Annotated in this window: 16 protein-coding genes; 9 read left to right on the forward strand and 7 right to left on the reverse strand. The window is 60.3% G+C overall.

The genetic code is table 11. The annotated features are described in order from the left end of the window. The first annotated feature begins 180 nt into the window (after window positions 1–180). Genes ASO19_RS00785 through rsmA form a run of 7 tightly spaced genes read left to right on the forward strand, consistent with a single transcriptional unit; the run spans window position 181 to window position 9,069 of the window. Complete coding sequence (locus ASO19_RS00785; protein ID WP_043557903.1) at window positions 181–972, forward strand: 3'(2'),5'-bisphosphate nucleotidase CysQ family protein; 792 nt, start codon at window positions 181–183, stop codon at window positions 970–972. A 54-nt stretch (window positions 973–1,026) separates the two neighbouring features. Next, entirely contained in the window at window positions 1,027–2,079 is a 1,053-nt protein-coding gene (locus ASO19_RS00790) for an L-threonylcarbamoyladenylate synthase (RefSeq protein ID WP_043557902.1), read from the forward strand. 1 nt (window position 2,080) lies between these two features. Next, window positions 2,081–3,256, forward strand: coding sequence for an LptF/LptG family permease (locus tag ASO19_RS00795; protein WP_081562878.1), 1,176 nt, complete (start codon window positions 2,081–2,083; stop codon window positions 3,254–3,256). Window positions 3,257–3,285: 29 nt separating this feature from the next. Continuing rightward, window positions 3,286–4,404 carry an LPS export ABC transporter permease LptG gene (gene lptG, locus ASO19_RS00800; RefSeq protein WP_081562877.1) on the forward strand — a complete coding sequence of 373 codons (1,119 nt, stop codon included), beginning with the start codon at window positions 3,286–3,288 and terminating at the stop codon, window positions 4,402–4,404. Beyond that, window positions 4,404–6,824, forward strand: coding sequence for an LPS-assembly protein LptD (locus ASO19_RS00805; protein WP_103765207.1), 2,421 nt, complete (start codon window positions 4,404–4,406; stop codon window positions 6,822–6,824). The genes lptG and ASO19_RS00805 overlap by 1 nt, the downstream gene beginning before the upstream one ends. After that, complete coding sequence (locus ASO19_RS00810; protein ID WP_373364565.1) at window positions 6,821–8,221, forward strand: peptidylprolyl isomerase; 1,401 nt, start codon at window positions 6,821–6,823, stop codon at window positions 8,219–8,221. The genes ASO19_RS00805 and ASO19_RS00810 overlap by 4 nt, the downstream gene beginning before the upstream one ends. Continuing rightward, window positions 8,218–9,069, forward strand: coding sequence for a 16S rRNA (adenine(1518)-N(6)/adenine(1519)-N(6))-dimethyltransferase RsmA (gene rsmA, locus ASO19_RS00815; RefSeq protein WP_103765208.1), 852 nt, complete (start codon window positions 8,218–8,220; stop codon window positions 9,067–9,069). The genes ASO19_RS00810 and rsmA overlap by 4 nt, the downstream gene beginning before the upstream one ends. A gap of 60 nt (window positions 9,070–9,129) precedes the next feature. On the opposite strand, the gene ASO19_RS00820 is transcribed toward rsmA, so the two are convergent. The 6 genes from ASO19_RS00820 to dnaG form a co-directional block, all read right to left on the reverse strand. Next, entirely contained in the window at window positions 9,130–10,371 is a 1,242-nt protein-coding gene (locus tag ASO19_RS00820) for an SAM-dependent methyltransferase (protein ID WP_043557898.1), read from the reverse strand. 233 nt (window positions 10,372–10,604) lie between these two features. Next, window positions 10,605–11,225 carry a 50S ribosomal protein L9 gene (rplI, locus tag ASO19_RS00825; protein WP_043557897.1) on the reverse strand — a complete coding sequence of 207 codons (621 nt, stop codon included), beginning with the start codon at window positions 11,223–11,225 and terminating at the stop codon, window positions 10,605–10,607. 10 nt (window positions 11,226–11,235) lie between these two features. Continuing rightward, complete coding sequence (gene rpsR, locus ASO19_RS00830; protein WP_043557896.1) at window positions 11,236–11,520, reverse strand: 30S ribosomal protein S18; 285 nt, start codon at window positions 11,518–11,520, stop codon at window positions 11,236–11,238. A 6-nt stretch (window positions 11,521–11,526) separates the two neighbouring features. Continuing rightward, a complete protein-coding gene (gene rpsF, locus ASO19_RS00835; protein WP_043557894.1) occupies window positions 11,527–11,976 on the reverse strand; it encodes a 30S ribosomal protein S6 in 450 nt (149 codons plus the stop codon). Window positions 11,977–12,168: 192 nt separating this feature from the next. Then, a complete protein-coding gene (rpoD, locus tag ASO19_RS00840) occupies window positions 12,169–14,112 on the reverse strand; it encodes an RNA polymerase sigma factor RpoD (RefSeq protein WP_043557893.1) in 1,944 nt (647 codons plus the stop codon). A gap of 147 nt (window positions 14,113–14,259) precedes the next feature. Further along, the gene (gene dnaG, locus ASO19_RS00845) at window positions 14,260–16,113 is read right to left on the reverse strand and encodes a DNA primase (RefSeq protein WP_103765209.1); all 1,854 of its coding nucleotides are present in this window, start codon (window positions 16,111–16,113) and stop codon (window positions 14,260–14,262) included. Window positions 16,114–16,240: 127 nt separating this feature from the next. On the opposite strand from dnaG, the gene ASO19_RS00850 reads away from it, so the two are divergent. Together ASO19_RS00850 and ASO19_RS00855 are read left to right on the forward strand one after the other, a co-directional pair. Continuing rightward, window positions 16,241–17,179 (forward strand): DMT family transporter, encoded by a 939-nt coding sequence (locus ASO19_RS00850; RefSeq protein WP_043557891.1) that lies wholly within the window; start codon window positions 16,241–16,243, stop codon window positions 17,177–17,179. 82 nt (window positions 17,180–17,261) lie between these two features. Then, window positions 17,262–18,215, forward strand: a complete 954-nt coding sequence (locus ASO19_RS00855; RefSeq protein ID WP_081562871.1) for a DMT family transporter — start codon at window positions 17,262–17,264, stop codon at window positions 18,213–18,215. A 67-nt stretch (window positions 18,216–18,282) separates the two neighbouring features. Here the strand turns inward: ASO19_RS00855 and ASO19_RS00860 are convergent, their stop codons facing one another. Further along, a complete protein-coding gene (locus ASO19_RS00860) occupies window positions 18,283–18,735 on the reverse strand; it encodes a GatB/YqeY domain-containing protein (protein ID WP_043557888.1) in 453 nt (150 codons plus the stop codon). Between the last annotated feature and the right edge of the window lie 72 nt (window positions 18,736–18,807).

The following is an 18,807-nucleotide window of genomic DNA, read 5'->3' on the forward strand; positions in this document are numbered from 1 at the left end:
CCTTCTGCAGGAACAGCATGGACCCTGCCCTCATCTGCAAAGAAAGCCACAGCCCCGGCCAGGACTGGCGGACCAGCCTCACATGAGCGTGACGGGATGGGACTTCCTCTTTTCAGTCCGCCCATCATAGCAGAGAAGAGGAGAAGTGACGAATGATCCATAATACGGTAACCTGTTGCCATGACTGTTTCCCCCGAGACCCTCCCACACGACCATGAGCTGCTGACGCTGGCTCTGGAAATTGCCACCGAAGCCGCCGGGATCGTAAGAGAGATCCGTGACCGTGGGTTCCAGACCGAGATCAAGGCCGATTCCTCGCCTGTCACGGAAGCAGACAAGGCATCGGAGCGCCACATCCTCGCCCGCCTGCGGGACGCCTGCCCGGCCATCCCCGCCATTGCGGAAGAGGAACATGCCGCGGGCATCCATGTCCCGGCGGGCAACAGCTACTGGCTGATTGATCCCCTTGATGGCACACGGGGGTTCGCCGCCGGAGGGGAAGATTTCACCATCAATATCGGGCTGATCCGCAACAACAGGCCCGTGCTGGGTGCCGTGGCCCTGCCCGCCAGACAGGGCGTGTATGGCGGGGGTATCGGGCAGGGAGCCTTCCAGCTGATCGGCACGCAGCGCCACCCCATCAGGACGACAGAGCCGGGACCGGATGGGCTGCGGGTTCTGACATCATCTCACCACACATCCGAGGCCCTGCTGAAAAAATGGCTGGCCGGGCGGCATGTCCAGTCCGTCACGCACATGGGGTCTGCCGCCAAGATCATCCTCATTGCCGAGGGCAAGGCTGATTTCTACCCCCGCTTCGGTCCGACCATGGAATGGGACACCGCTGCCCCGCAGGCCATCCTGGAAGCCGCAGGCGGGCACCTGCTGGACGATGCAGGCCAGACACTGCGCTACGGCAAAAAGGGCTGGCTCAACTCCCCCTTCTTCTGCACCGGCTATTCGCAGGACTGACCTTTCCCTCCCAACTCTCTCCCCCTCCCCGCTTCATCACCCGGTATCATCACCATGCCCCATACTGCCTCCTCCCATCACCGCACAGAACGGCTCGACCAGGACCATGATGGTATCCGGCGTGCAGCCCGGCTGCTCCGGCAGGGGGCTCTGGTCGCCTTCGGGACGGAAACGGTCTACGGGCTGGGAGGGCTGGCCACCTCACAGCGGACAGTGGAGCGTATCTTCAAGGCAAAGGGACGCCCATCCTTCAATCCCCTCATCAGTCATTTCGCTTCAGCTGATGCCGCCTTTGCCGAGGCCGACATGGCCATTCCCCTGCATGACATGGCCCGACGTCTGGCCCAGCGTTTCTGGCCCGGGCCGCTGACACTCATCCTGCCCCGCCATGCGAAGAGCCGTATTGCACAGGCGGTCACCGCAGGGTTGGAAACGCTGGCGGTCCGTGTTCCCAAAGGCCGTGCGGTGGAAGACCTGCTCCGCCTGGCCGGGGCTCCCATTGCGGCTCCTTCCGCCAATCGTTCCGGCAGGGTCAGCCCTTCCACCGCACGTCACGTTCTGGACGAGCTGGAAGGCCGGATTGATGCCGTGCTGGACACGGGGCCCTGTGCCGTCGGGCTGGAAAGCACCGTGCTGGACCTCTCCGGGTCCCACCCCATACTCCGCCGCCCTGGAGGCGTGACGCTGGAAGAGTTGCAGGAAATCTGCGGTCCCATCATTGTGGCCGACCATGCTGGCGCAGCTGATGGCACCAGCCACCCCAACGCCCCGGGGCAGCTGTCATCCCATTATGCACCGTCCCTGCCTGTCAGGCTGGATGCTACCCACGCCCAACCCGATGAGGCCTTCCTGACCTTTGGGGACACACAGGCTGAGACAGTTTCCTCCAGCCTCACCCTCAATCTCAGCCCCGATGGCAATGTGGAAGAAGCTGCCCGCCGCCTGTTTGCCAGCCTGCGCCAGCTGGACCAGTCTGCCAGCCGGCAGGGACTGGCCGGCATAGCCGTGGCTCCCCTGCCGGATGCCGGGCTGGGCCGTGCCCTGAAAGACAGGCTGAAACGGGCGGCCGCTCCCCGCCCGACGGATTCTGCCGCTCCCCCAACCTGACATGGCCCGGCTCCATGCAGGCAGGGGCGGGCGCCTCATAAAACCCGAAAGGCTCCTCCCCCTGCGGGAACGTTACATCCTCCAGCACCTGCTTCTGGGACTGGCCGCCCTGACGGGCGGAGCCACTGCCCTGATATGGCTGACCCAGTCGCTGCATTTCATCGGCATGATCGTCCAGCACGGTCTCTCCCTGCCAGCCTTCCTGCATCTGACCCTGCTGATGCTCCCCTCCTTCATCACCGTCATTCTGCCGGTGACCTGCTTCCTCGTCATTCTCTGGGTCTATCAGCGGCTGGACAGTGACCGGGAACTGACCATCCTCCAGGCTACCGGTCTGTCCCCTCTACGACTGGCCTGCCCCGGCCTGCTCTGCGCCGGTTTTGCCACTCTGACAGCTTATGGATTGAGCCTGTGGGGGGCACCTCTCGCCTATCATCACTTCCACCGGTATGAGCTGGAAATCCGCAACCGGGCGGCCGCCTTCCTGCTGGAAGAAGGGGTCTTCACCCCCATCTCGAAAGCCATGACCGTTTATGTCCGCGAACGCCGCAGCGATGACAGTTTTGGTGGTATCATGATTGAGGACAACCGGGTTCCGGCCAATCCCGTGACCATCCTTGCCGAGGATGGGCTGGCAGAGCCGCACGGCAATACGCTGCGCCTGATCCTGCATAACGGCTCCCGCCAGACACTCAACCGCCGGACCGGGGAACTGAGTACCCTGCTCTTCCAGCTTGAAACGCTGGATTTCGGCTCCCCACATGACCAGGCCCTCAGCCCGGACGTGGCGGAACTGACCATGTCCCAGCTTTTCCACCCACAGGGCGATCTGTCCCCCCATGCACGCAACAAGCTGCTCATCGAAGGCTGGACACGCCTGACCGGCCCGCTGGCCTGCCTGTCCTACGGCATGATCGGACTGCTCTGCGTGCTGCGGGGGCGTTTCAGCCGCCATGGCAACATCATCCGGCCAACAGTGGCCATCCTGAGCGTCGTGGGGCTGATGATCCTGTCCCTGATGCTCAAGAATCTGGCGGAAAGAGACCCATCACTCGTGCCCCTGCTATGGACGGAGGTTCTGCTGCCCATTACCCTCGGGGGAGGGCTTCTGCTGTGGGATGCCACCCGCCGTTACAGGCTGTCCGCCGCCCCTGTTCCCTCCCCGGCCTCCCGCTAGCCCGACACGACAGAGAGCGCTGCGCCCCCATGGTCCATTCCGGTTTCTCTTTCACTCTTGCCCGTTATGTCGGCCGCCGGTTCGTCATGACAACGTGCCTGACCCTATTGGCCCTGACCGGACTGATCTCCCTGTTTGACTTCATCGACCTCCTCCGTCGGGCTGCCGCCCATCCAGAGGCTGGCCTCATGCGCGTGCTGGAAATCACCGCCCTGCACGTGCCGTATTATGTGATCTATATCCTGCCCTTTGCCATATTGCTGGGGGGTGTGATCTGCTTCTCCCGTCTGGCCCGGTCTTCCGAACTTGTCGTAACACGGGCGGCGGGAATATCCGCCTGGCAGGTTCTCACCAGCCCTGCGCTCTGTGCCGCGCTGATGGGACTTGCCGTCAGTGCCGGGCTGTCGCCCCTTTCCTCCTTCAGCTACGGGCTGGCGGCCCAGCTGGACAAGACATGGCTGCGGGGCCAGCACGACCATGACGGAACCCGTTTTTCCGATCTATGGATACGGGACCCCGGCAATCCGGCTGCCCATGGTGATGTCATTTTTCATATCGGCACACTCCAGCAGCAGGGCCGGACCCTGCGCGGGCAGGCCATCACCATCTTCCGGCTGGGTCATGACATGACACTCCAGCAGCGGATGGAAGTCTCCGAAGGTCTGCTTGCGGATGGCTTGTGGAGACTCCATGGCGTTCTTGTCCTTTCGGATGGCCATCCCCCACAATGGAAAAATGACAGCCTGTTCCCCTCCGGAATCACTGCGGAAACCTTAAAACAGCGCACCCTTCCGGCTGATGCCCTGTCCCTCTGGGCATTGCCCGGAGTGATTAAACTGTTGCGTCATTCCGGTTTTTCCACGATACCTTATCGTCTCCACTTTCAAGGGCTACTGGCCCTTCCTATGCTGGCCGTCACCATGACGCTTGTTTCCGCCGGTTTTTCCATGCGCCCAGCCGGGCGGGGCGGGATCATGCGCATGCTGGGCGTTGGTGTCACCGCTGGCTTTGCCCTTTTTGCTGTCTCCAAAATAGCCGAGCAGCTGGGAAAGTCTGGAGCTCTACCCCCGTTCCCTGCTGCATGGGGTCCGGCGGGTGCCGGTTTGTGTCTTGCCGCAGCCCTGCTGCTGCACTTGGAGGATGGCTGATGCCACTGTCTGATGACTTTCCATTCCGCGCTGGAAAGCCCCGGTCACTGCTTAGCCAGGCCCTTGCAGGAACAGCCCTGGGGGCCCTGCTTCAGGTCATTCCTGCCTCTGCCCAGCCCGCCCCGCAGACCACTCCCGACAGCACGGCAGCCATGGCGGGCACAGCTCCCCGGGCAAAAGCCCCGAAGAATGCCCGCACTCTGCCCTCCAGCCCGACGACGGACAGTTCAGCAGATGGGCGTGTTTCCAGCTCAGACCCGGTGACGTATCTGGCCGACCATGAAAGCTACGATAAAACCGGGCTGCTCATTCTGGAGGGGAATGTCCGCCTCTGGCAGGGCGAGCAGACCCTCCGGGCTGATACGGTCACCTACGACCGGGCAGCAGGCATCATCAGGGCCATCCATCATGTAGCCCTGACACAGCCTGACGGGACCATCGCCTACGCTGACCATGTCGAGCTGGCCCACGGCATGAAAGATGCTGTCAGCTCCTCCATGTATGTCCGCATGCCAGATGAGGCCAAACTCTCCAGCAGCGGCATGCGCCGGAGCAACAGCCGCGTGACGGATTTCGCCAACCCCGTCTATACGGCCTGTCCCGTCTGTGCGGCTCACCCCGAGCGCTCACCCGTCTGGGACATCAAGGCCCATGGCATGACGCAGGACAAGGACAACCAGAACATAGAGTTCGACCGGGCCTGGCTGCATGTCCTTGGTGTGCCGGTCTTCTATTTTCCTTATCTGCCTGTCACGGATCCCAGCTCACAACGCCACAGTGGCCTGCTGAATTTCAATGTCAAACCCCATGACCATTATCTGGGTACGGTCTTCAGCCTGCCCTATTACTGGGTCATTGACGGACATCAGGACGCCACCTTCACACCGCTGGTCTCCACCAAATCCGGCCCGCAGCTTTCCACCATCTACCGCAACCGCCTGAACAACGGTTATATCCGTTTTGAGGGAGGGGTGGCTGATGACACCCTGCGGGGACGGCCCTTCTACAACGCCTTTGGTGAGCTCAGCAACGGCGGGAAAGAACACGGCGCACAGGCCTATATCGCCAGCCGTGGCGAGTTCAATCTCTCTCCGCACTGGCGGGTTGGCTTCAATGCCAATCGTGCCACCTCAGCCAACTACATGCGCGACTACAGCCTGCCAGGCTATGGCAACGACACGCTCAATTCCAACGCCTATCTGGAAGGCTTCGGGGTCGGCTCCTATCTCCGGCTGGATACGCAGGTCTATCAGGGGCTGAACCAGGGGCTCATCAACAACAGGGACCTGCCCTATTCCCTGCCCCGCTTCACCTATGAGTTCCAGGGAGAGCCGGACCGGCTCGGCGGGCGGCTGAGCATCCACACGACCGATTTCGTGGTCCTGCGCGAGCGTGGTGCCAACGACCAGCGTGGCGAGCTTGCCCTCCAATGGGATCGCCCATGGACCAACCGTTGGGGACAGCAATGGGTGCTGACCGCCCGTGTTGACTCCATGCTCTACCACGCCACCCGCATGCATGAGCAGCCGCTCTATGAAAATGCAGGCTCCCATGTCCGGGGGCAGGCCCAGCCGACGGTGGCTGTCAAGGTCAGCTGGCCCTTTCTCCGCTCCTTTGCCAAAGGGCATGGCACGCAGGTTCTTGAGCCCATCGTGCAGCTGATCGCCGCCCCCAATACCGGTAATGCCCTGCACAGACAGCTCCCCAATGAAGACAGCTTCGCCTACGAGTTCAACGATACGACGCTGTTCGCGCTGAACCGGTACATGGGCACCGACCGGCTTGATGGTGGCCTGCGGGCCAATGTCGGCCTGCATCAGAACTGGAGCTGGAATGGCCGCTCCATCGACATGCTGATCGGGGAGAGCTTCATCGAGCACCCCACCCGTGGTGGTCCGGCCTATCTTGCCTATTCTGGTGTCCAGCACACCTTCTCCGACCCTGTCGGACGGATCCAGATGACACCGTCGCGCTTTTTCGACCTGACAGCCCGCGGGCGCTTCAATCCCTACAGCCGGAGCTTCGATTACGGGGAAGGGCTCGTTTCTGCCGGGCTGCCTTTCCTGCGTGTGTCGGCCGGGTATGTCTATGAGCCGATAACATCATATTACTATTACTACACCCCGCATTTCAGACATCTGAACCCCACAATCCTGAACAATCCCTATCTCAGCAAGACAAGCGAGATCAGCGGGGGCGTCACGGGCCGGTGGAAACATGTCCATTTCGCCTACTACACACGGCGCAGTATTTCCCGTAAGGAATTTGTGGCGAATGGTGGGGTAATCGGCTACTCTAACGACTGTCTCACAACAAATTTCTATGTCTCCCGTCAGAACACCCGCATTGGGGGACGGCGCCCCAGACTGTCTGTCGGCTTCAGCATTTCACTCAGATCTCTCGGTACGTTCGGAAAATGATCTTGACCACGTCCTTCTGCTCCCGTCTCTCCCGCTCCACCCTTCTGCCCCTGACAGCCTGCGCCGCCCTGATGGTCGGCGGTGGCGCCGTGGCCGCCCGCCATGGGCAGGCCCCAACCCAGAAGCAGGGAGCTGCGCCCCCATCAGACCAGGCAGGTTCTCCCTCTGCCCTGACAGAAGACCAGATCATTGCGATCGTGAACGGGCAGATCCTCACACAGCGTGATGTGGAAGACCGGGCCCGGCTGTTTGCCGTTTCCACCGGGCTGCCCCTCACCCCCGAAATCATGGCACGGATGCGCAGCCAGCTCATCAACCAGCTGATTGATGAACGGCTGAAAATGCAGGAAATCCTTGGCCGGCACATCAATGTCGAGCCTGAGCAGATTGCCGAGGCCATCCACACCATTGAGGCCCGCAATGGCATGCCGGAAAATGCCTTGCGGAACCGCCTGAAAGCGGATGGCATCTCCCTGACGACCCTGATCGACCAGCTGCGTGTCCAGATCGGCTGGATGCAGGTTCTCCGGGAAGACCTCGGCGTTCGCAGCCGTGTGACCCCCCTCCAGATCACCCAGCGTGAGCAGGCCCTTCAAAATGAAGCAGGCCGCCCGCAATATTTCATCAGTGAAATCTTCATCCCTGTCATTGATCCCCGTCATGATGAGACGGAACTCTCCTTTGTGAAGACCATCATCACACAGCTGCGCAACGGAGCTCCCTTTCCCATCGTGGCAGCCCAGTTCTCACAGGACCAGTCCGCCCTTCAGGGGGGCTCCCGCGGATGGATGCAGGAAGACAACATCGAGCCGGAAGTGCTTTCCGTCATCAGAAAAATGCCGGAAAATGCCATCTCCAACCCCATCAAGGTTCCTGGCGGTTATGCCATTGTCACTGTTCATGCCCGCCGGACCATCGGCAAGCAGATGGGGACACTCCTCAGCATGAGACAGGCTTTCTTCCCCTTCAGCTCTGCCCTGAATCCAGCTGAACCGACAGACCAGCAGAAGCTCTCCCTCCAGAAAGCTCTTCATGCGTCCCAGACCATCAAAAGCTGCAATGAGATGGAGAGCCTGAACACCTCCCTGGGCAATACCCGCCCCAGCAATCCTGGCCTTCAGGTCATGGAGCGTCTTGCGCCGCAGATGCGGCAGGTCGTGGAGAAAATCCCCACGGGGCATGTCTCCCGCCCACTTGTGGCACCGGATGGAATTGCGCTCATCATGGTCTGCTCCCGTGAAGAACGCAATCTGGCACAGCAGACACCCGGCCAGATTGCCGACCAGCTGATGAATGAACGTGTTGAGCAGGCCTCCCAGCAGCTCCAGCGTTCCCTGCGCCGCCACGCCATCATCAAGCTCCGTCCGGCCGCCAAAACCGTATTGTCCCACGGATGACACCCGAGACTGCCCTGCCCCCCCTTCCTTCCCTGCGGGAGAGCATCCGGGCGCATGGGCTGGACGCCCTCAAGACACTCGGCCAGCACTTCCTGCTGGACCCCACGCTCTGCATGCGCATTGCCGCTCTGGGCGGCAATCTGACCGACAGTCACGTCGTGGAGATCGGTCCCGGGCCGGGGGGGCTGACCCGGGCCCTGCTGCAATCCAATGCCAGAAGCGTTCATGCTGTTGAAATTGACCGACGGGCCTGGCCTCTCCTTGAAGAGCTTCAGACCCATTATCCAGACCAGCTGCACATCGTCCGCCAGGATGCGCTGAAGCTGGATGCGGCCCAGCTCGCCCCCGCCCCCCGACAGATCATCGCCAATCTGCCCTATAATGTCGCCACCCCTCTTCTTGTAGGCTGGCTACGACAGGCCGACCAATGGTCCCGCATGGCTCTGATGTTCCAGAAAGAGGTGGCTGAACGGGTCTGCGCCGCCCCCGGCACCTCCGCTTACGGGCGGCTGGCCGTTCTTTCACAATGGTGCGCTGACTGCTCCATCGCCTTGACCCTGCCACCGGGGGCCTTCTCACCACCACCCAAGGTCCACTCAGCTGTGGCGCTCATCATCCCTCATGCTGAGCAGCCTTCTCCGGCCTTGTTCAAGGCCATGGAACAGGTCACGGCAGCCGCCTTCGGGCAGCGCCGCAAGATGCTGCGGGCTGCGCTAAAACCCATCAAGGGGGCCATACTGCTGGAAGAAACCGGCATCGACCCGACCAGACGGGCAGAGACGCTCTCCATTGCCGAATTTGACAGCCTCGCCCGCTGTCATCTCCAACAAAAGCAGAACGATACATAAACAGAAAGCCCCCCATCATTTATCTGGGGGGCTTTCTTCTTCACGGACCTATCGACAGGCTCAACCTCCCGTCTTCGCTCTGTCTTTTTCCCGCTGGGCATTTTCAGCCTCAAACATGTAATCACGAGTCAGCGGTACCGCTTCAATGCCCCGGGTGATCTGAAGCTGGAAGTTCATATGCCCCTGAATACGGAAGGCCAGCTCACTGGCCAGCAGATAAAGCTCGAACATCCGCACGAAACGGTCATCATACAGGGCCCGTATCTTTTCCCTGTTCCCATCAAAACGCTTCCGCCAGTGTGCCAGTGTCTTGGCGTAATGCAGGCGCCAGACCTCGCAATCCGTCAACCACAGACCTGTCTGCTCCAGTGCAGCCAGTGTCTCGCTCAGGGCCGGAGAATAACCGCCGGGGAAAATATATTTCGAAATCCACGGATTGGTCATGCCCGGCCCATCCATCCGCCCGATGGAATGAATGACCGCCACGCCATCCGGTTTCAGAAGCCGCTTGATGTGGTTGAAGAAGGTCTCATACTGCCGCACCCCGACATGCTCGAACATGCCGACAGACACGATACGGTCGAACTGCTTTTTCAGCGTCCGGTAATCCAGCAGCTCAAATGACACAAGATGATCCAGCTTCTCATCCTGTGCCCTCTTACGGGCCACCTGAAGCTGTTCAACGGACAGGGTAATACCCGTCACCTTTGCACCGTAATCCCGGGCAAGCGTCAGGGCCATGCCGCCCCAGCCACAACCAATATCCAGAACCTCCAGCCCCGGCTGATTCAGGTTCAGCTTGGCAGCAATGTGCCGCTTCTTGGCACGCTGAGCATCATCAAGCGACATGCCATCATGCTCGAAATAGGCGCAGGAATACTGTCTGTCCTTATCGAGAAACAGCTCATACAGGCTGCCATTGAGGTCATAATGATGAGCGACATTGCTGCGGGAACGCTTGAGCGAGTTCAGAGGGCGCAGCACACGGCTGACATAACGCAGCCTGCCGCTGATATCCTCACTCAACAGCCCCCCACGCTCCACATTGGGTATGATGACCCACAGGACGTCCTCCAGCGAACAGCCATCAGGCACGACCGTGCCGTTCATATATTCTTCACCAAAGGCAAGCGCCGGTTTGAGAGCCAGTGCCCTCTCCGCTGCGGCTGTAAGGATCCGGACAGCAGCCCTGCGCCCCGGCCTTTCTCCCTGATACTGTCGCACCGTGCCGTCGCTATAGGTCACGGACAGGCTACCAAAATAAATGAAGCGCTTCAGCAGAGCATCAAGAACCGATTTCATGCGTTATTCCATCCTGATTCGGAACGAAACAGGTCTGTTGCTACCAACCCCCTGCTTCAACTGCTTTTTCAGACTTTGGCATAGTCCAGCAATATGGCAAGCCCCCCAGCATACTGGAAAAACGTCATCAGCTGAAAGGCGTCACTTTCTTCCCGCCCCCAAAAAGAAAAAACCCGGCAGGCGCCTTGCCTGCCGGGTTCTTCTGGACGATGTCCGAAAGGAATGATCGAAGATCAGCCCTCGTGACCAGCGCCTTCAGCAACTTCGCCTTCAGCTGCCAGAGCAGCGGACTCAGCCGCAGCCTCTTCAGCAGCCTGCTCGGCATGAAGCTCACCGAGGATGTTGTCCTCTTCCTCTTCATGACCGACGGCCTCACCACGGGCCTGACGCTCGGCCTCTTCCTCAGAACGGGCCACATTGACCGTGATCTGGATGGAAACTTCCGGGTGCAGGATGATGCGGGCTTCCACAAGGCCAAGAACCTTGATCGGCTCATCCAGCACAACCTGCTGGCGGGCCACTGTCAGGCCAGCAGCCGTAGCGGCAGCAGCGATGTCACGCGGTGTCACGGAGCCATAGAGGCTGCCGCTGTCACCAGCCTGACGGATCAGCGTCACGCTCAGGCCATGCATACGCTCGGAAAGACGCTCAGCCTCTTCACGCTTGCGGATGTTCTGGGCTTCCAGCTGGGCGCGCTCGTTATCAAAACGGGCACGGTTTGCAGCCGTGGCACGCAGGGCCTTGCCCTTGGGCAGGAGGAAGTTGCGGGCATAACCCGGCTTCACACGGACGACGTCGCCCATCTGGCCGAGATTTTCCACACGCTGAAGCAGAATCAGTGATGTCTGGGACATGTCGTGCTCCTCAGTTTACAACGTAAGGGAGCAGGGCGAGGAAGCGGGCGCGCTTGATCGCCTGCGCCAGTTCACGCTGCTTTTTGGCCGACACTGCCGTGATGCGGCTGGGAACGATCTTGCCACGCTCGGACAGGAAACGGCTCAGAAGACGCACGTCCTTGTAGTCGATCTTCGGAGCGTTCGCACCGGAGAACGGGCAGGATTTCCGACGGCGGTAGAAGGGACGACGTGCCCCAACAGCCAGACGGCGGGAGGCAGGGTTGACTGCCGGTGTCGTATTTGTGTCTGACATGGTTTCTTACTCCGCTGCAGCCGCGTTGTGATCGCGCGTCTCTGAGGAATCGTTATGACGACGGCCACCACGACCGCTCTCATAACGCCCACCGCTGCGAGCCCCACCACGGGACCCACGGTCACCACGATCATCCTTGCGGGACAGGATCGGGGACGGTGTCTCATCGATCTCATCAACACGGAGTGTCAGCAGACGCAGGACATCGTCATGCAGGCCCATCTGACGGCTCATCTCGTTCATGGCCTCGACCGGGGCTTCAATCCCCAGCAGGACATAATGGCCCTTGCGGTTCTTCTTGATGCGGTAAGCAAGGGTACGCAGACCCCAGAACTCACGCTTGCGGATGGTCCCGCCGTGCTCGCCAAGAATACCGGAGATGTTCTCGACCAGGGTTTCAACCTGAGCCTGAGAGACATCGTTACGTGCAATCAGCACGGTCTCATAAAGTGGCATGAAAACTCCCTTCGGATAAGGTCAACCCGGACCAGCCCAGTGCTGGCCTGACCGCACTCCCCCAACGAAGGAATGCCGGGTATAGCCGTTGCGCCGCCATAGCGCACGGCAGGGAAAGCGGCCTTTAAGCACGAAAACGGCCCAAAGGCAAGGAAAACCGGCAGGGCCCGAGGCCCTTACCGGCAAACCGGATCAATCATCAAGGAAGGAGCGCAGCTTGCGGCTGCGGCTCGGATGCTTGAGCTTGCGGAGCGCCTTGGCCTCAATCTGGCGGATACGCTCACGGGTCACATTGAACTGCTGGCCCACTTCCTCCAGCGTGTGATCGGTGTTCATGCCGATACCAAAGCGCATACGCAGCACCCGCTCCTCACGAGGCGTCAGAGAGGCCAGAACACGGGTCGTTGCCTCACGCAGGTTCGTCTGGATGGCGGCATCCAGCGGAATGACGGCGGTCTTGTCCTCAATGAAGTCACCAAGGTGGCTGTCTTCCTCATCACCGATCGGTGTCTCAAGGGAAATCGGTTCCTTGGCGATCTTGAGGACCTTGCGGACTTTCTCCAGCGGCATACCCAGCTTTTCAGCAAGTTCTTCCGGGGCGGGCTCACGGCCAATTTCATGCAGCATCTGCCGGGATGTCCGCACCAGCTTGTTGATCGTCTCGATCATGTGCACGGGGATACGGATTGTCTTGGCCTGATCGGCAATGGAGCGGGTAATCGCCTGACGGATCCACCATGTCGCATAGGTGGAGAACTTGTAGCCACGGCGATATTCAAACTTGTCTACCGCCTTCATCAGGCCGATGTTCCCTTCCTGGATCAGGTCAAGGAACTGAAGGCCACGATTGGTGTATTTCTTGGCAATGGAGATCACCAGCCGCAGATTGGCCTCAATCATCTCCTTCTTTGCCCGGGTGGAATCACGTTCCCCACGGGAAATGGTCTGATAGACCAGACGGAACTCATCCACCGGCAGGCCAGTTTCCTTGGCCAGGGCAGCCACTTCGTCCCGCATTTTCTCAAGGGCGGGGAGGTGCTTGCTTGTCAGGGTCTTCCAGCCTTTGCCGGGAAGCTGGCAGATGCCTTCGATCCAGTCCGGCGCCAGCTCCTGATGACGATACCGGTCCATGAAATCTTCACGGGGAATCTTGCATGTTTCTGCCAGACGCAGCATCCGCCCCTCAACGGCATTCAGCTTCTGCACATGAGCCTTCAGGGACTGGACCAGCTCCTCAATACGATTGTTGTGCAGGCGCATCCGCTCCACAAGAGCGACAAGCTCCGTCCGCAGCTTGTTATATTTCTTCTCGTCCGTATCGGACGGGGACCGCCCTTCCAGCAGGACCTTGAGACGCTGGCTCTGCATCTTTATCAGCTTCTGATAAAGCGGCTCGAAGGCTTCAAACAGCAGCATGATGTCCGGGCGGAGTTTTTCCTCCAGCGCAGAGAGTGACAGGCCACTCCCCTCGCTGCCACTGCCATCCCCATCACTGTCCTCAGACTCGTCATCCGGTTCGTTCTCTTCCTCGGATGTCAGGTCTTCCATATCCTCTGGCGATTCAGGGTCGCTCTGGCTGGCCTCAAGATCGATCACCTCACGCAGGAGCAGCGTCTCGTTCTTGAGCTGCTCATACCAGCCCAGGATGGACTGGAAGGTCAGCGGGCTGCGGCACAGCCCTCCGATCATCTCTCCACGCCCGGCCTCAATACGCTTGGCAATGGCGATCTCACCCTCACGGGAAAGGAGCTCCACCGCTCCCATCTCACGGAGATACATGCGGACAGGGTCATCCGTCCGGCTGGCCGCAACAGCATCGACATTACCACCATTCGCCTCGTCATCCGAGGCGTCGTCATTGCCAGAACGGTCTTCGCTACTGCCCTCTTCTTCCTCCTTGTCCACGCTTTCGACCACCTGTATCCCCATTTCGGAGAGGGCAGCCATGACGTCCTCGATCTGCTCGGAAGACATCTTGTCCTGCGGGAGGATGGCATTCAGTTCATCAAACGTGATGTGACCGGCAGACCGCCCCTTGGCAATCAGCTTCTTGACGGCCGAGGACTGCACATCAAGCGGAGAACTGTCCTGCTCTGGTGCATTCCTGTCTGATCCAGAGGCTGATTTTGTGGCCATGCGTCTCTCCGTCAACTTTACTCGAAAGCCAGTAATGGGGCAGCTTGGAATTGGTTAATCCAGCCCTCCAAGTCAAGGACCGGGGCACCAGAAAGTTGCGATTGCGTGCTTTATCCCGGGCATCGGGCTCAACGTCCATCCGCTACTTCAGCCGTCTTCCGGCTCCAGCTGCGGGCTTTCTCCCCGGCGGAGGGCAAACAGCACGTTCTGCTTGGCCTGCATCGCCGCCAGTAATGTCCGCTTCGTTGCCTCATCCGATTCGGAGGAAGAATTCAGAAGCTGCTCCACTGTCCGGCGCACCTCTTCTTCCACTGTTTCCTGAAGTGTCCTGAGATTTTCCAGCGCATAGAAATGCCACCAGAGCTTCATGACCGCCTGCATGCGGTCCTCATCATCCTCCACCCGCACCTGCCGGGGCATGGAACTGCTGCACAGTGCTGCCACCACATCTGCCAGCCCCTGCCCGGCCATCCACTCCCGGCAGCTTTCCACCGTTAGGGCACCGGTACATTCATCAGCCCAGCTCAACAGGGCCGTACGGATGTCGGCGAGAGAGCCCGACAGGGCCAGCGCATTATACTCCCGGTCAATACCCGGCAATATGTCCGGATGCTGGAGCAGGATGGCCGTGAGAATGTTCAGCCGTTCACCACTGCCCTCCTCTACGGTGCGCTCCGCTGAGACCGGAATGACAGAGGCGGTCATGCTGTCCTGCTGCCCACGCCTCCCCCATCCCGGCTTCTGACGGCGATAGCGGGCGAAGAACATATCGTTCAACGTGCTGCGATATTCACCAGCCAGCACCTTGTCCGGAATCATCCGGGCCAGGGCATTGAGTTTCTCCCGCAAGGCCGCCCGCCGCTCGGGCGTCGGGTCACGCTCCTGCGCTGTCAGCAGGCCGAACAGCTCTTCTTCCATCGGGCGGGCAGCCGCAAGACGGCGCTCCATGCCCTGTACGCCCTCCCGCCGGAGAAGGGAATCAGGGTCATCTCCACCATCCAGACGACAGAACCGCAGGCTGCGCCCGACCTTCAGCAATGGCAGGGCAACCTCACAGGACCGCAGGGCCGCACGCTGCCCGGCGCCATCACCATCAAAACAGATGATGGGCGTGTCCGTCATCCGCCAGAGCAGTTCCAGCTGCTCATCGCCCAGAGCCGTACCCAATGGCGCCACAGCCCCGGCAAAACCTGCCTGAGCCATGGCAATGACATCCATGTACCCTTCCACCACCACGGCCTTTGCGCCCTTGTGGATGGCCTGCCGTGCCAGATCGATATTGAAGAGTGTCCGTCTTTTGGAAAAGATTTCTGTCTCTGGCCCATTCAGATATTTGGGCTGGCCATCCCCCAGAACACGCCCGCCGAAAGAGATGATCCGCCCCTTCCTGTCCCGGATCGGAAACATGACCCGGTTGAAGAACAGCTCGCCCTTGGGATGCCCATTTTCATCGGTCCGCATCAGCCCGACCTGAACCAGCGTCGCCGCTGTAATGTTTTTCCCTTCCAGCGCCTTCAGCAGGGAGCGCCCGTCACCAGACCAGCCGAGCCCGAAACGCTCCAGCGTCTCTTCACTCAGGCCACGCTTCTGCAGGTAATCCAGCCCGGCACGACCTTCCGGCTGGTAGAGCCTGCTGCGATAGATGGCCTGGACCTCATCCATGACATCATGCAGGGTCTGCCGGACACGGGCCTTCTCGACCTGCCGCGGGTCATCAGCCGGAACCTCCATCCCGGCTTCCGACGCCAACCGCTCGACAGCCTCACGGAACCCGGCCCCCTCACTCTGCATGATGTAGCTGATCGCATCACCATGTGCGCCACAGCCAAAGCAGTGATAGTGATCATCATAGATGTAAAGCGAAGGCGTCTTTTCCCCATGAAAGGGGCAGCAGACTTTCCAGTTCCGGCCGGACCGGACCAGCTTGTTCCGCCGGCCGAACAGGGATGTAAGGGATGTCCGCTGGCGCAGTTCATCAAGAAACGCAGTGTCTATGGCCATGCACACACTGTGACACTCTCCCCCCCAAAAAGGAAGATGCTCCCGATTCCCCCTTGACGAAAGAACCCCAAACTTCAACACACGACAGGTCACACCCTCCATTCCAGAGCAGAGAGCGGGCCTTTTCATGACACGTTCCACCTTCACCGGCATTGCCTGCGGCGCCGCAGCAGGAGCATTGTGGGGACTGTCCCTCCTCGCTCCGGAGCTGATCGGCCCCTTCGCACCATTGCAGCTCGCATCTGTCCGGTTCGTCACCTATGGGGTCATCGCCCTGCTGCTGCTCGCCCCGAAGCTGAAGACACTCCTTCCCCATCTGGGTGCTGCCGAATGGTGGGGCCTGCTGGGGCTCAGCCTGATGGGCAACATCATCTATTACAGCCTGCTCAGCACGGCCGTGCAGCTCTGTGGCGTAGCCATGCCCTCGCTGATCGTCGGTTTCATCCCTGTCACGGTGACCCTCGTGGGAGCACTGCGGCATGATTCCACCCTGCATGTCCGCCAGCTTGTCCCTTCCATGCTGCTCAGTGCAGGCGGCATTGTCTGCATCGCCTGGCAGAATTTTCACAATGCCTCTCCCCAGCATCAGGGCGGCCTCTGGGTCCAGCTGGCCGGGCTGCTCATGGCGGCCTGTGCCCTGCTCAGCTGGACAGGCTTTGTCGTCAAGAACGCCAACTGGCTGCGGCGGCTTGACCACATCACCCACAATGACTGGAACCTGCTGACGGGTCTCGTCACCGGGGCTCTCGCCCTGCTCATGCTGCCTCTGGCCTTCCTGCTGCCGCAGCATCTGCCCGCCACGGGCTGGGCGCATTTCCTCATGGTTGCCTGCGGGATGGGCCTGCTGGCCTCGGTCGTGGCCAATGCGTTCTGGAACAGCATGACACGCCTGCTGCCCCTGACGATGGTCGGGCAGATGATCCTGTTCGAGACGCTCTTCTCCCTGTTCTACGGCTTCCTCTGGGAGCAGCGTTTTCCCCGGCCTCTGGAGGCCTGCGCCATCGTTCTGGCCATCAGTGGGGTCATCTCCTGCGTCCGTGCCCACGGTCCGGCGAAGCACGGCTGAACATTCTTCCCTCTTGACGCAGGCACCATTACCTACAACACAGGCCCATATCGCATAATTAACAATTCAAGAATGAGCCTGCATGACACGTTCCATCCTCATGGGCACCGCTTATGGTGCCATGGCGGGAGCATTCTGGGGGATAACATTTCTCGCCCCGGAGCTTGTCGCCCCGTTCACGCCTTTTCAGCTGGCAACGCTGCGCTATCTGACCTTCGGGATCGTCTCCCTTCTCATCCTTCTCCCACGCCTGAAAACGCTGCTGCCACACCTTACCTTCAAGGCATTCCGGGCGCTCGTACTTCTCGCCATACTGGGCAGCGTGGGCTATTACAGCATGATGGGCGTGGCCATCCAGCTGAGCGGCGTAGCCATGCCATCCCTCATCATCGGCTTCATCCCCGTCACGGTGACACTGGCTGGCATCTGTCGCCATAATGCCGTTGTCACATTCCGCCAGCTCATCCCATCCATCCTGCTCAGCACGGCGGGCATCCTCTGCATCTCCTGGCAGAATTTCTTTGTCGGCTCCGCCCTGCATCATACCGGCCCGCTGCTACAGGCCGTCGGCCTGCTGATGGCCATCGGGTCCCTGCTGGGCTGGACACTGTTCAATGTCATCAACTCTGACTGGCTGAAAAAGCTGGATCACATCACGAGCGATGAATGGAACCTGCTGACGGGCGTCATGGCCGGTATCCTGTCGCTGGTCATTCTCCTGCCAGCCGCCTTCTTCTGGCCGGCGCACCTGCCCACGACCGGCTGGACACGCTTCATCCTCATTTCCTGCGGTGTGGGGCTGTTCTCCTCCACCATCGCCAATGCGTTCTGGAACCGCATGACCCATCTTCTGCCCCTGACGATGGTCGGGCAGATGATCCTGTTCGAAACGCTCTTCTCGCTGATCTACGGCTTCCTCTGGGAGCAGCGCCTGCCCACCATATGGGAAGCTGCTGCCTTCCTGCTCTCCGTCAGCGGCGTTCTGGCCTGTGTCCGGGCCCACAAGAACAACGAAGCCTCCCACTCCTACCACTGACACGAAAAACCCCGCCTGATGCAACAGGCGGGGTTTTCACACTCCGGTCCGCAAAGCGGAAAAACCGTCAGCCGAGATGGGCCTTGACGAGACCGCTGGCCCGTCCGGCATCCAGTGCCGCACCGAAGCGACCTTTCAGCACACCCATCACCTTGCCCATGTCCTTCATGCCCTCGGCACCTGTTTCCTTCACGGCCTCGGCAATGGCTTCTTTCAGGGCATCTTCGGACAGTTCCGCCGGGAGATAGTTGCGGATGGTCTCGATTTCCGCCTCTTCCTTGGCGGCCAGTTCGGGCCGGTTGCCCTGATGGTACATGGCCGCAGACTCCGTGCGTGTCTTGATCATGGAACGCAGGGCCAGAAGGATATCATCCTCACTCACCTCCCCACTCTTGGCCCGGGCAGCGACATCAAGGTCCTTGATCTTTGCGGAAATGGCACGGATCTGCGCCACACGGTCAGACTGACCGGCCTTCATGGCTGCCTTGAGATCATCCATGATACGGGTACGGAGTGACATGATGGTTCTCTCTCTTAATGATGAGTTTATAAGTTCCATAAAGGAGCGTAAGAGGTACCAGCCCTGCACTAT

Source organism: Parasaccharibacter apium (assembly GCF_002917995.1).
GTDB lineage: Bacteria > Pseudomonadota > Alphaproteobacteria > Acetobacterales > Acetobacteraceae > Bombella > Bombella apis.